The organism is Nannocystis pusilla, from assembly GCF_020073745.1.
Classification (GTDB): domain Bacteria; phylum Myxococcota_A; class Polyangia; order Nannocystales; family Nannocystaceae; genus Nannocystis; species Nannocystis radixulma.
In genome coordinates this window covers 132,135-145,374 of sequence record NZ_JAIRAU010000015.1, presented here as the reverse complement: position 1 = coordinate 145,374, position 13,240 = coordinate 132,135, and the positions used below count along the sequence as shown (strand labels likewise).

The 13,240-nt window shown below is 73.9% G+C and carries 8 protein-coding genes; 4 read left to right on the top strand and 4 right to left on the bottom strand.

What is annotated here, in order from left to right:
• Positions 1-25: 25 nt before the first annotated feature.
• The 3 genes from K7C98_RS13930 to K7C98_RS13920 all read right to left on the bottom strand — a co-directional run bounded on the left by K7C98_RS13930 (position 26) and on the right by K7C98_RS13920 (position 7,448).
• The gene (locus K7C98_RS13930; protein ID WP_224192128.1) at positions 26-3,187 is read right to left on the bottom strand and encodes a DUF2309 domain-containing protein; all 3,162 of its coding nucleotides are present in this window, start codon (positions 3,185-3,187) and stop codon (positions 26-28) included.
• A gap of 244 nt (positions 3,188-3,431) precedes the next feature.
• Positions 3,432-4,328, bottom strand: a complete 897-nt coding sequence (gene ypfJ / locus K7C98_RS13925; protein WP_224192127.1) for a KPN_02809 family neutral zinc metallopeptidase — start codon at positions 4,326-4,328, stop codon at positions 3,432-3,434.
• A 15-nt stretch (positions 4,329-4,343) separates the two neighbouring features.
• Positions 4,344-7,448: a VIT domain-containing protein gene (locus K7C98_RS13920; protein WP_224192126.1), complete on the bottom strand. Its 3,105-nt coding sequence runs from the start codon at positions 7,446-7,448 to the stop codon at positions 4,344-4,346.
• Between the two features lie 245 nt (positions 7,449-7,693).
• Between K7C98_RS13920 and K7C98_RS13915 the strand changes: the two genes are divergently transcribed.
• Positions 7,694-8,455 carry an NTP transferase domain-containing protein gene (locus K7C98_RS13915; RefSeq protein WP_224192125.1) on the top strand — a complete coding sequence of 254 codons (762 nt, stop codon included), beginning with the start codon at positions 7,694-7,696 and terminating at the stop codon, positions 8,453-8,455.
• 84 nt (positions 8,456-8,539) lie between these two features.
• Here the strand turns inward: K7C98_RS13915 and K7C98_RS13910 are convergent, their stop codons facing one another.
• Complete coding sequence (locus K7C98_RS13910) at positions 8,540-8,923, bottom strand: response regulator (RefSeq protein WP_224192124.1); 384 nt, start codon at positions 8,921-8,923, stop codon at positions 8,540-8,542.
• A gap of 61 nt (positions 8,924-8,984) precedes the next feature.
• Between K7C98_RS13910 and K7C98_RS13905 the strand changes: the two genes are divergently transcribed.
• Genes K7C98_RS13905 through K7C98_RS13895 form a run of 3 tightly spaced genes read left to right on the top strand, consistent with a single transcriptional unit; the run spans position 8,985 to position 13,077 of the window.
• Positions 8,985-10,562, top strand: a complete 1,578-nt coding sequence (locus K7C98_RS13905) for a BamA/TamA family outer membrane protein (RefSeq protein WP_224192123.1) — start codon at positions 8,985-8,987, stop codon at positions 10,560-10,562.
• Positions 10,559-11,203: a DUF4390 domain-containing protein gene (locus K7C98_RS13900; protein WP_224192122.1), complete on the top strand. Its 645-nt coding sequence runs from the start codon at positions 10,559-10,561 to the stop codon at positions 11,201-11,203. Before K7C98_RS13905 ends, K7C98_RS13900 begins: the two co-directional genes overlap by 4 nt.
• Entirely contained in the window at positions 11,200-13,077 is a 1,878-nt protein-coding gene (locus K7C98_RS13895) for a sensor histidine kinase (RefSeq protein WP_224192121.1), read from the top strand. The genes K7C98_RS13900 and K7C98_RS13895 overlap by 4 nt, the downstream gene beginning before the upstream one ends.
• The last annotated feature ends 163 nt before the right edge of the window (positions 13,078-13,240 follow it).

Here is a 13,240-nt window from a genome sequence, read left to right as displayed (position 1 = left end):
TGTGCCAAAGGTCAGGTGCGAAAGGTCAGGTGTTCTGCGGCCGGATCAGCGCCGGCGGCAAGAAGTTGTCGCGACCCGTGTACCAGTCGGCCGAGCGAGCCACCCGCGGCAGCCCGGCGTTGGTCGGCGTGTGCGGGCGGAAGCCGTGGCGGGCGTCGAACACCTGGATCTCGCGCGTGACCGGATCGACCGCGCACAGGCGCAACCACTCGTTCGTCACCAGCTCGGCCACCGCCGGCTGCCGCCCCGCGATCGCCAGCAGCATCGCCGGCGTCGCCTCGACCACCAGGTGCATCCGCACCGGCTCGTGGATCTCCGTCATCTGCTTGGGCAGCCCGGTGCGCAGGTCGCTGCTGGCCCCGTTCATCACCCCGAACAGACCGGTGACGTTGTGCGGCAGCTTGGTCCCGGCGCCGAGGCGCTCCATGTCGACGCTCGAGAAGAAGTACTCGAGGTTGATGCCCGCGCCGACCGGGCCGGCGGCGAGCAAGATCCGCTCGAGGATCGCGCCCTTCGGATCTTCCATCGGATCATAGGAGACGAGGAACGCCCGCCGGTCGAGGAACAGGCCGGCGGTGATCTCGCGCCGGCCGACGAAGCAGGCCGCGTTGGTCGCGTGGCCGAGCTCCGGACGCGTCTGCGCCACGTCGAACGCGCGGGCCTCGACGTGCCGCTGGGCCCGCTCGGGCGACAGCCGCCGCGGCGCCGAGGCGAACCGACGGCAGCGCTCGTGCGCGTTGCGGCGGCACATCTCCTCGAGCTGGGCCGACAGCGTGCGCAGCTCCGCCAGCGCCGCGGGCGGCAGATCCTCGACGTCGTACAGGCGGATCATGTCGTTGGCGGTGTCGTACAGCCCGCCGACGAACATCGTGTCCTCCGGCACCACGATCCCGCGCGCGGCCAGGCGCTCGCGCACGCCCGGCAGGTTGGCCATGCGCGCGAACAGCCGCGCGTTGGGCCCGCCCGAGCGGCCGCCGCAGGCGCCGCACGAGTAGGCCGGGAAGTACGGGTTGTTGACGCTCGACGAGTCGTGGCCGAGCACCACCACCAGCCGGCCGAAGCGGCGGACGATGCCCATGTTCTCGAGCAGCGCCGCCACGCGGGTGGCCATCTCGTCGAGGGTGAAGCCGGCCATCACCTGCGCCGTGCGGGTGTCGTCGGAGCCGGCGCGCAGCTCGGTCAGGCGCGTCATCGGCTCGGGCAACCACCACCTGGCGACCGCCCTGCGCACCCGCCCCGCCGCGCGCGGCGTGAACACGCTGGCCAGCAGCGGGATCGCGGCGAAGAAGCCGGCGATCGCGGTGACGATCGAGCCGAGCAGCAGCGAGCGCGACATCCGGCCCCACGCCGTCTCGATCGAGCCGAGCTGGTGGCGCCGCCGGGCCCGCAGCTCGGCGACGCTGAACTGCTGCGTCAGCGCCTGCTCCTCGATCCGGTGCTGCGGCTCGACCACCACCGGGCACAGCGGAAACGTGCTCGGATCGTCGATCCCCTGGTACGCGATCGCCAGGCCGAAGAAGCCGGCCGCGGCCAGGGTCTCGCACTCGGGCGCGATCTCCTCGAGGTGACGCCGCGACGACTCGAAGCGATCGTCGATGCAGAACACCACCTGATACCGCGGCGCCGCGGTCACCGGCGCCGGCGCGGCCAGGTTGGCGGCCAGCCCGTCGAGCAGCTCGACGCGGTAGCGGCGCTCGTAGGCCTCGTGGAGCACGCGCAGGCGGGTCGCCTCGTCGAGCTCGTCGAGGAAGCCGAGCACCGCGGCGACGTCGGCGCGGCTGGCCGAGTAGACCGTCGCCGCCGACACGCCCGCCAGCTGGCACAGGCGGAACAGCGGCCACGCGGTGTCGTGGCGGCCGCGCCGCTTCGGCCCCGAGATCATCGGCAGCTCGGCGCAGGCCGCCCGGATCGCCCGCGCCTGCCCGCGGACGCCGAGCCGCGCGCCGATGTCACAGTACGCGAACAGGTCGAGCGCCAGCCGCACCGCGAGGTAGTCGATCAGGTGGATCGACGCGCGCGTGCGGCCGATCGGCCCCGGCGCGCTCTCGAGGCGGTGGAACATCCCGGCCCACCCGGGCAGCTGCAGCAGCGTGTGCTCGACGAACGCCTCGATCTCGTCGTCCGCGATCCCGAGCTCCGCGAGCAGCTCGATCACGACGTCCTCGGCGCCGAGCTTGCGCGCGTCCCAGTCGCGCAGGCGATCGCCGAGACCGCGCAGCCACGCCGGCCGCACCCCGAGCCCCGACGACAGCACCTTCGACCACGCGCGGAAGAACCCGCGCTCGCGGTCGGGCATCGTCCAGTACGACTGACCGCGGTCGAGGAACGCCGCGCACAGCGGGATCAGGTGCGCGTGCACGAGGTCGTTGGGATCCTCGCCGCTGGTGCGCAGCAGCAGGTCGCGGTGGAACACCGCCGGCGAGTCCATCGGGCACGGCTGGCCCTCGAGGTGCTCGCACGCCCGCACGCACGCGGTCCACAGCGCGCGCACCGAGAACAGCTCGGGGTTGCAGGCGAACGCCGCCATCAGGTCGCGCGGGTCGACGCGGCGCCCCAGCAGCGCGGCGAGCTTCAGCAGCGGGTCGAGCGAGCGCTCGCCGGGCGCCGGGCTCACGACCTTGGCCGCGACCTCGCGCGCGCCGGCGGGGCCGCCCGCGGCCGCGATCTCGTGCTCGAGCCAGGCCCGCGTGCTGCGGACGATCGCCTCGCGCGGCCCCTCGCGGATGTCGCCGTCGAAGCGGTTGGCGGCGTCCTTCTCGACCAGGTTCCAGCGCAGGTGGGCGATCGTCTCGGCGCCGACGCCGTGGCGGATCACCAGGCCGGCGGCGACGTCCCGGCTCGGGAACCCGGGCGCGATCGGCTCGTGCGGGAAGCGCTCGTCGGCCAGCACCGCCTCGAGGTCGTCCTCGCGGATCCGTCCGCGCGCCAGCAGGTCGCGATATGTCTCTTTGGTCAGGTAGCCGCGCACCTTCAGCTTGGCCTGGGCCTCGCGGATGGCCGCGTGGAAGTGCAGGTGCTGGAACGCGTGCAGCGTGTTGTGGTGGACGAACACCTCGAGCGGCGCCTGGGCCGGCAGGTAGTGCGAGGCGTGCTCGAGGGCCTCCCGCACGCGCTCGTGCACGTCGCGCTCCGGAGCGAGCTCGGGCTGCGGGCCAGGGAAGAGCGTGTGGGCCGTTGCGGTCGACATCGGGGATCCGCGAGCATCACCGTCGCGGCCCGGCCAGCATGAACGCTGTAAGCAGGCCTCGCGGTGAATCGACGGTTAAGCCGCATTCATAAAGCCGCGCTCCGCCGCGTCTGCGAGGATGATGCATCTCGGAACGTCGCGTGTGTCAGCGACGCGCGACGCGCGCCGCGCAAAAACTTCGTGATGATCTGGCATGAAGGACATGCTCGCACCGACATGTCCCCCCGGCCATGCTGCTGGGTCCTCACAGCGAGGTCGCGTCGAAGGTGTCGCAGCTCGCGGGGTCGTGGGTGTCGTGGCCGCGGCGGAACCACTTCACGCGCTGGGCCGAGCTGCCGTGGCTGAACGACTCCGGCTGGACCGTGCCGCGCGCCATCTTCTGCAGGCGGTCGTCGCCGATCGCCGCCGCGGCGTTCATCGCCTCCTCGATGTCGCCCGGGTCGAGCTTGCCGCGCAGCTCGGCGTCGCGCGCCCACACGCCGGCGAGGCAGTCGGCCTGCAGCTCGAGCCGCACCGACAGCCCGCCGGGGCCCTGCAGCTGGCGCGGCGAGGCGGCGTGGACCCTGTCGGACAGTCCGAGCAGGTTCTGCACGTGGTGCCCGACCTCGTGGGCGATCACGTAGGCCTGGGCGAAGTCGCCGGGCGCGCCGAGGCGGTCGCGGAGCTCGCGGTAGAAGCCGAGGTCGATGTACACGCGCTCGTCTCGCGGGCAGTAGAACGGGCCCGAGGCCGCGTCGCCGTGGCCGCAGGCGGTCGGCGTCGCGTCGGTGAACAGCACCAGCTTGGCCCGCCGATAGTCCGCCGGGCCCATGCCCGACAGTGCGATCGGCGAGCGCGCCTGCCACGAGCTCTGCACGTCGTCGAGCGCGTAGGCGACGAAGCTCGACAGGTCGTCGGCCTTCTCGGGCGCGACCGGGGCGTCGCGCTGTTCGGCCATGTATGCGCCCTGCTGCTCGCACCGGCCCACCATCACGTAGAGGGCGAGGGTGAGGATCACGCCGATCCAGCCGAAGCGCGAGCGCAGCAGCACGCCGATCAGGCCCAGCAGCGGCCCGCCGCCTCCGCCTCCGCCTCTACCGAAGCTGCGCTGGCCCCGGCGGTCGATGACGTCGTCGCTGCGGTAGCCCTTCTCGAAGCGCATGCCTCGAGCGTGACCTCATTTGCCGGGCGACGCCAGCGAGGCGACCGCGCCCGTGCGCGCCTGCGCCGGCGCGAGCGAGCCCGTCAGCGCCCCGAGGTCGACGTAGCCGCGCTGCTTGAGGACCAGGAACGGCCGCTCGTCGAAGTACAGCTGGCCATCGCCGTCGTGCTCGACGATCTGCACCTTGCCCGCCCCGTAGTCGGCGTTGCGGCCGTAGTAGCCGACCTCGAGGCGGTACGGGTACGCCTGCGCCGCGCCGTCGATGACGAACGCCTCGAGGCCGTAGCCCGCGTCCATGTCGTCGAGCAGGCGGCCGCCCGACTCGAGCGACTTCTGGCGGTAGAACGCGTGCCAGCCGTGGCCGTCGCGCACGTGCAGGTCGACGTCGCCCTGCTCGCTGTCCCAGCTGAGCACGAACCGCAGCGACGGCTTGTCGGCCAGCTCGGCCTCCTGCACGCGCAGCGACTCGAGCACGTACTCGCGCTGGTCGGGCCAGCGGCGGATCCACGCCGCCGCGACCAGGCCGAGGTCGTCCTTGAACACCCGCTCGAGACCGCGGGTCTTGGGCTCGACGCGGGCCCACGCCATGCCGTCGAGCAGGGCCGCCCACGCCTCGCCGAAGTAGCCGGCCCGCAGCAGCGCGTAGGCGTACAGGCGGTAGCCGGCAGGGTCGTCGTAGCGCTGCTCGACCGCGCGGCTGTAGGCGTCGAGCACCAGCCAGCCCGCCGCCTCGCCGGTCCGCTCGAGCCGCGAGGCCGCCATGCGGCGCACATCGGGGCGGCCGGGGTAGAGGTCGATCAGCGAGCCGTACGCGCGCGCGGCCAGGTCGTCGCGGCCGTTGGCCTCGAGCGCCTCGCCGAGGGCCACCAGCGCCGTCACGTCGGCCGGGCTGTTCCGCTGCCACCGCTCGGCCACCCCGAGCGCGTTGCGCTTGTCGTCCCACGCGCCGAGCAGGTTCATCACCGCCAGGAAGTTGCCCTCGTAGGCGTCGGCCGGGGTGCGCTGCGGCCCGAAGCGCAGGCCCGCGTCCTTGTCGCGCAGGCGGTCGCGCGCGTCCTCCCGCGCCAGCTCGTCCGCGGCCTCGGTCCGGCTGTTCTCCCGGACAGGTCCCTTCGGACCTGGCCGATTGGACCTGCGCGTACGGACAGACGACAGCTGAGGCGGCCGGGGCACCGGCGGCGCCGCGGCGCTGGCCGGCGCCGGCTCGGCGTCGAAGCTGCTCATGCGCAGCTCGGCCAGCAGCGCGTGGGCCGGCGGCGCCGCGCGCTCGTCGGGCAGCGGCGCCGGGGCCGCCTCGCGCCACTCGGCGCCGAACTTGCCGACCGCCAGCACGTCGCGCAGCGAGGTGCCGTCGAGGCCGAAGCGGGCGTAGTCGTGGGCCGAGCCGATCACCACCATCGCCGTGGCGTCGTTGACGATCCGGTTCGACAGCGAGAACTCGACCGCGCGCGCGCGGAACTTGTCGCAGGTGTCGTCGGGGCCGCGGGCGCACGAGCGGGCCTGGTCGATCAGCCAGCTGGCGCGGGCCCCCGCCCACGCGTCCTGCAGCAGCGGCGACGGCGTGCGCGTCAGCGTCACGCCGTGGCGAGCCGCGACCTCGTGGCCGACCAGCTCGACCTCGAGCTCGTCCTCGGCGTACTCGGCGTAGACCAGCACGTCGTCGCCGGCCTGCACGCTGTCGAGCTTCTGCGGGTAGACCCAGCCGCTGCCGGGCACCCGCACCTCGACGTCGCGGACCACCGTGCGCGTCAGCCGGTGGGCCGCGATCCGCGGCGTCACCCCGCTGCGCAGCACCAGGCCCGGCCGCGCCGGCGCCAGCTCGTGGCCCATCGCCTTCACCGTCTCGGGGCGCGCGCCGAGCTGCGTCAGCGCCGTCAGCCCGCGCAGCAGCGCCGGGTCGGCCGCCCCGCCCTCGACGATCACGTCGAGCCGCGCCACCCCGAGCGCGCGCAGGCGTTCGGCCTCGGCCACCAGCGCCGCCTCGGAGTGCGCGCCGGCGGTGATGAGCCCGTCGGTCATCACCACCAGACGTCGCGCCGGCCGCTCGCCGACGCGGGCCGCGAAGCGCAGCGCCCCCAGCAGGTTCGACGCGCCGAGCGGCCGGCGGGCGCGGATCGCCGCCAGCTCCTCGGCGCCGAAGCTGCGGATCGGCCCCTCGTAGGCCAGCTCCACGCCCTGGTCGAACGCGACGACGCGCAGCGGGATGTCCTCGAGGACACGCGCCCCGATCTCCTGGATCAGCTGGCCGAGGCGGTCGACGTGGGTGTCCCAGCCGAGCGACTGCGACGCGCTGGTGTCGAACAGGATCGCCAGGCTCTCGATCGGATCGGGGTGGTCGTGGGGGATCGGCGAGATCCGGGCCACCACCATGTTGTCGTGGCGCAGCCCGAGCTCGCGCGGCCCGTGCGGCTGCACGAGGATGTCGCCGGTCGGTCGCACGTCGGCGAAGCGGTAGTACTCGCCGTCGCCGCGCACGCCGGCGAACAGCGGGTCGCCGCCCATCACCAGCGGCGCCCGCGAGCGCATCGCCACCGCCAGCTCGCGCAGCGGCGCCAGCCCGGCCAGCGCCACGCGGTACGGCTCGTTGCGCCCGCGCATCTCCTGCGTGTAGGCGACGACGAGCCGCGTCGGTTCGCGCGCCGCGATCGGCTCGACGCGGGCGACGAACCGCTCGCCCTCCGGCGCGCCGACCAGCTGCGGCTCCTGCGGCGCGTCGGCCAGCGCCAGCTGCTGGATCGCCGTGCGCCGCGGCACCACCTCCGCCTCTCGCCACGCCCCGTCGCGGTACGCCGCGAACCGGGTCACGCGCGCCCCCGGCGGGATCGCCAGCGCCAGGCGACCGGCCAGCGTGCGGCCCTCGGGGTTGTCGAATGCCAGCTCGAGCTCGGTGAACGCCAGCGGCTGATCGAGCACCGCCCGCACCCGCAGCACCCGCAGCGGCAGCTCGGCGCCGTCGGCCGCGGTCAGCGAGATCGGCGGCTCGCGGCGGATCGGCTCGTCGACGCCTGTCTTTGCGGCCAGGTTCGCAAGGTCTGGTCCGGTCTGCGAGCTGGCGCTCGGCCCGCCGCACGCGAGCGCCAGCGCCGCGACGGCGATCGACGTCGAGCCGAAACGAGCCAACCTGTGCCTACGGGGTGCCATCCCAGTGCGCGCGGACCGACACCAACGGTCGCACAGGGGACCTTGCGGCGCAACCTGGCGGCCAGGAGCCCGACCTTTCGCGGGTGGCCCTCGGCCGCCGGAGAGCTCCCACCTTGTCCCACGCGCGCGGCCTCGCCCCTGCGCAGCCCACGGCCCCGGGGATCCCCGGCCACGAGCTGACCCGAACGCCAGGTCGGCGGCGATTTTGCTAACGTCCGCCGCGCGTGCCATCGGACCCCGTCACCGCCACCCCTCGCCCGCTCGCCGTCATCCTCGCCGCCGGCAAGGGCACCCGGATGCGCAGCGACCTGCCCAAGGTCCTGCACCTGCTGGCCGGCGAGCCGCTGGCGGCTCACGTCGTCCGCAGCGCGCGGGCGGCCGGCGTCGCCGGCATCGTCGTCGTCGTCGGTCACGGGGCCGAGCAGGTCGAGGCGGCCCTCGGGCCCGTGTTCACCGGCCTCCGCTTCGTCCTCCAGCCGCAGCAGCTCGGCACGGGCCACGCGGTCCAGTGCGCACTGCCCGCGATCGGCGACCACGACGGCCCCGTCCTGATCCTCAGCGGTGACGTCCCGCTGCTGCGTCCTGCCACCCTCGCCACCCTCGTCGACGCCTGCGCAACCAGCGGCGCCGGCCTGGCGCTCGCCACCTTCGAGCCGGCGGACCCGCACGGCTACGGCCGGATCGTCCGCGACGACCACGGGCGGATCCGGGCGATCGTCGAGGAGCGCGACGCCGACGCGGCCACGCGGGCCGTGCGGGAGTGCAACGCCGGCGTCTACTGTGCCAGCGCCGACCTGCTGCGCCACGAGCTGCCGGGTCTCGGGCGGGCCAACGCCCAGGGCGAGATCTACCTGACCGACCTGGTGGCCCGCGCGGCCGGACGCGGCGTGCACACCCTGCGCGTCCCCGCCGACGAGGTCGCCGGCGTCAACACCCCCGAGCAGCTGGCGGCCCTCGGCGAGCTGCTGGCCGCCCGCTCGCGCTGACCCTTCGGGCATGTCCGCGGGGACATGCCCGCCCGCCCATGTCCTCCCGGACCTGCCCCGACGGACCTGCCCGTTCGGACAGCCTCAGCGCTGGATCGCCGCGACCTCGTCGACCTGGCTGCGCAGCTCGTGGATGTCGAACGGCTTCTCGATGAAGCGGTCGCAGCCGGCGTCCATCGCCTGCCGGCGCTCCCGCTTCATCACGCTGGCGGTGACGGCCAGGACCGGCGTGCCGGCGATGTCGGGCGTCGCGCGGATCCGCTGGACCACCTCGATCCCGCTGATCCCCGGGAGGTCGAGGTCGAGGAGGACCACGTCGGGTCGCCGGTCGCGCACCAGGGCCAGGCCGGACACCCCGTCCTTGGCGCCGATGACCTCGTACACGCCCGACAGCTCGAGGATCTTGCGCGCCAGAGCGAAGTTGCTCGGGTTGTCCTCGATGTAGACGACGAGCTTGCGGCCCTCCACGGCCCTCAGTCTAGCGGACAACGGCGCGGCGCGGGCGGGCGTTGCGTTACACTCGCGGCCCATGCAGGCCCCCGACGCTCGCGAAGGCCGCCGCTCCCGGCGGTCGTTTCCGTGTCGGTGGTCACACGGCCTCGCGTGGGGGCTCGTCGCGGCAGGGGTTCTGCCGCGGACCGCAGCGGCGAGCCCGCCTGCGACCCCTGCAGCGGCGACAAATTCCGGCGCAAGCGCCCGGACCGCCGCGGCACCCGCGAGCTCGACACCCACCGCGGCCGCGCAGGAGCGGCGCAGCGTCACGATCGCCGCGCTCGAGGTCCGCGGCACCGAACAGACCCCGAGCGCGCGGGTCGTCGAGATCCTCGCCGGCGAGGGCCTGCGCCAGGGCACCGCGCTGCTGTGGCCCGAGGACGCGCGGGTCCAGCGGGCCCGCGTGCGCCTGCTGCAGACCGACGCCTTCGAGCGCGTCACCCTGCGTCTGCGGCCGCTCGCCGGCGATCCGGGCAGCGTCACCCTCACCGTCGAGGTCGAGGAGCGCAGCTCGCTCGAGGTCACCGACCTGTACCTCGGGACATCTCGCTTCACCCCCTTCCGCGGCGGCGTACAGGCGCTCGAGCGCAACTTCCTCGGCCGCGGCCTGCACCTCGGCGGCGGCTTCGTGTGGGGCAGCCTGCCGCGGCAGGTCCCGCGCAGCCGGCGGCAGCAGGCGTTCCGCCTCCACCTCGCCGCCCCGCGCCTGCGCGGCTCGCGGTTCGGCCTCGCCGGCACCGTCTACGTCACCTCCGCCAGCGAGCCGTATCGGATCGCCGGGCGCCTCGAGGACCCCGACCCGGCCCTGTTCCGCACCGTCGACTACGGCCGGATCGGCGGCATCCTCGGGACCACCTTCAACGCCGGCAACCGCCTGGTGTTCGGCCTCGACTACCGCTTCGAGCGCGTCGGCGCCCAGCTCCCCGCGGGCCCGACCTACACCTCGCCGATCGGCGAGACCACCGCGATCGACCTCGAGCTCCTGCCCGGCGTCCACCGCCTGACCTCGTTCAACTTCGGCCTCAATTACGACGGCCGCGACGAGGCCGCGCGGCTCGGCAAGGGCGCGCGCGTCGCCCTCGACCTCCAGCTCAGCTCGCCCCTGGTCGGCAGCCAGTACGAGTACATCAAGCTGGTCGCCGGCGCCGCCTACAGCTTCCGCCTGCCCTGGGGCCACTGGATCACCCCGAGCGTCGTCGCCGGCCAGATCGCCGGCAGGGCCCCGCGGTTCGAGCGCTTCTTCGCCGGTGATCTCAGCGACTGGACCCCCGGACGCGAGCTGGGTCTCATCTACACCACCCGCAGTCCGGTCGACGTCTTCAATACCGGCATGGACCGGCGCGTCCTCGGGTCGTTGTTCGCCCGCTTCGACCTCGAGTACGTGTGGCCGCTGTTCCAGCGCAACCGCGTGCGCGGGATCAAGGCCGGCTACCTCATGTGGTCGACCGGCATCTTCACCTTCGCCGGCGACCCGGCCGAGCGGGCCCGCTGGCGCGCCGCCGGCGAGTGGGCCGCCCCGCTCGGCTTCAACGCCAACTTCGGCCTGCGCCTCGAGACCGTCGTCGGCGCGCTCGAGTTCACCGTCGGCAACGTCCTGCGGAGGACCCCGCTGTGAGACGGCGCGCCCTCCTCCTCGCCGGCCTCTCGCTGCCGCTGCTCGGCGCCAGCGGCCTCGAGCTGCTGCGCAACCGCCGGGCCAAGTTCGAGGAGGTCGGCGACGGCGTGCTCATGACCGTCGCCATGCCCGAGCTGCTGCCCACGCGCGACGACGACGCCATGGCCTCGCTCGAGTCGGCGTTCGCCACCACCCTCGTGTTCGAGATCGTCGTCTACCGCGCCGGCCACAGCGCCCCGGTCGACCAGCGCTCGCGCGTCGTCAAGATCCAGTACAACCCGTGGAAAGAGCGCTACGTGGTCACCACGAGCGATCCGGGCCGGGCCGCGCAGGTCCGTTACTACACCGGGCGCGACGAGGCCATCGCCCGCGCCACCACCCTCGACCGCGTCCGCGTCGCCCGCGTCAGCGGCCTCCAGCGCGGCGCCGACAACACCTACTTCGCCACCGTCGTCGGCCAGCGCAACCCGATCGACCGCGACCTGCTCGCCCCGCAGTCGGGCGACGAGTGGGATCGCGGCCAGGGCCGCGACCTCTCGGTGTTCTCGCGGTGGGTCGGCATCTTCGTCCGCGCCACCCAGAGCGCCGAGCAGACCTTCGCAATAAAAACCGTCCCGGGCTTCTATCTGGTGTCGTCATGAGTCAGCGCGGCAAGAGCGACGACGACGCCCCGCGGCCGGCGGAGGCCCCGCCCGGCGGCCCGCGCCCGCCGGCGTCGGCCGAGCCGAGGTCCGCCCCGCACGACGCCCCCGTCCGCCGGCCCCTCGCCGAGCCGCGCCCGCGCTCGACCGCCCACGACGTCGCCCGCCCGCCCTCGGCCGCCCACCGGTCGACCGCCGACGCCCCGCTGCGCCCGTTCGGCTCGCTCGCCCGCACCTCCGTCCCCGACTCGCGGCCGAGCGACCTCTCGCGGATCCGCATGACCCGGATCGGCCAGCGGATCGTCGCCGCTCCGCGCGTGCCGTGGTGGGGTCGCCTCGAGTCGCGCGTGATCACGGCGCTCGTCTGCCTCGGGATCCTCTGCGTCGGCGCCTCCGCCTACCTCGTCGCCCTCACCGTCCAGTACTTCGAGGGCATCGTCGGCTCGGCCACGCAGAAGAGCGACGACGCCGTCGCCCTCGCGCTGCCCTTCTACGACGGCTACGTCAAGGCGCGCAAGGAGACCTACCGCGCCCGCCTCGACGCCATGGCCCGCGAGCTCGAGCTGGCCGCCGCCCGCGGCGAGCTCGACTCCGACGACCCGGCCGCCCTGCGCCAGCTGCTGCACGAGCTGCTGCGCCGCGAGCCCGACCTCGTCGAGCTCAAGGCCTCGGGCCCGCACAGCGCCCTCGCCGAGCGCCACGCCCTCCTGCCCGAGGACGAGGGCGCGCGGATCTGGGTCCCGATCCGCGCCGTCCCATTGAACATGTCCTCTCCGACAGGTCCCATCGAACAGGGCGGCCTCGAGGCCATCTTCGCCCTCGACCCCGCGCTCGACCGCGACTACCAGTCGCTCGGCGCGATCAAGCGCGGCCTCGACTACGTCACCGTCGACGGCAACGTCGTCGATCGCGGCGAGCTCGAGCGGGCCGTCTACCGCGCGATCGGGGCCGCCAGCGCGCTCGTGCTGATGGTCGCCTTCATCGCCGGCTTCCTGCTCGCGCGGGCCACCACGCGCAAGCTGAGCATGCTCAGCGACGCCATGCTGCAGGTCGCCGCCGGCGACCTGCTCGCGCGCGTGCCCGACCTCGGCAACGACGAGCTCGGCCAGCTCGGCGCCGCCTTCAACGGCATGCTCGACGAGCTCGCCTCGGCCCAGCGCAAGCTGTCGTACCTGCAGCGGGTCGGCGCCTGGCAGGAGATGGCGCGGCGGATCGCCCACGAGATCAAGAACCCGCTGACCCCGATCCAGCTGGCCGCCCAGCAGCTGCGCGAGAAGGACCCCGGCACCGACGAGAACTTCTCGCGCCTGCTCCGCTCCTCCGTCGAGATCGTCGAGGACGAGATCGAGTCGCTGCGGCGCATGGTCACCAGCTTCTCGCGCTTCGCCCGCGTCCCCGAGGCCCAGCTCGAGCCGACCGTGGTCGCGCGGATCCTCGCCGAGTTCGAGCGCGCCTACGGCCACCTCACCGAGCGCGAGTCGGATGTCCTCGAGGTCATCCCGGCCGCGCCGGCGCTCGTCATCCTCGGCGACCGCCAGCTGCTCAAGCAGTGCCTGGTCAACCTGGTCGAGAACGCCGTGCTCTCGCAGCGGCAGCGCGGCCCGGTCCACGTCCGCGTGGCCGCGCGCCCGGCCGCGGGCGAGCCCGGGTTCGTCGAGCTGCGGGTCGACGACAACGGCCCGGGCATCGAGCCCGAGCGGCGCGAGCGGGTGTTCGAGCCCTACGAGTCGACACGCAAGGAGGGCACCGGCCTCGGCCTGGCGATCGTCAAGAAGGTCGTGCTCGACCACAACGGCGAGGTCCGGGTCGAGGACAGCGAGCTCGGCGGCGCCGCCGTCGTGATCCGCCTGCCGCTCCACGACGCCGGCGCCTGACCGCCCCGCCGCCGACCCCGCGCCCGGGCAGATCTGCGCAGCGCATTGCGCCGCCACCCCGCGCAAACAGCGCAGAACGTGACAGTGCCTCCACGCAGCCGTGGGCGCCTCGTCCGGCGCCCGATTCAGGCGCAGACCCCTCGCGGACCGGGCTGCCCGGCTT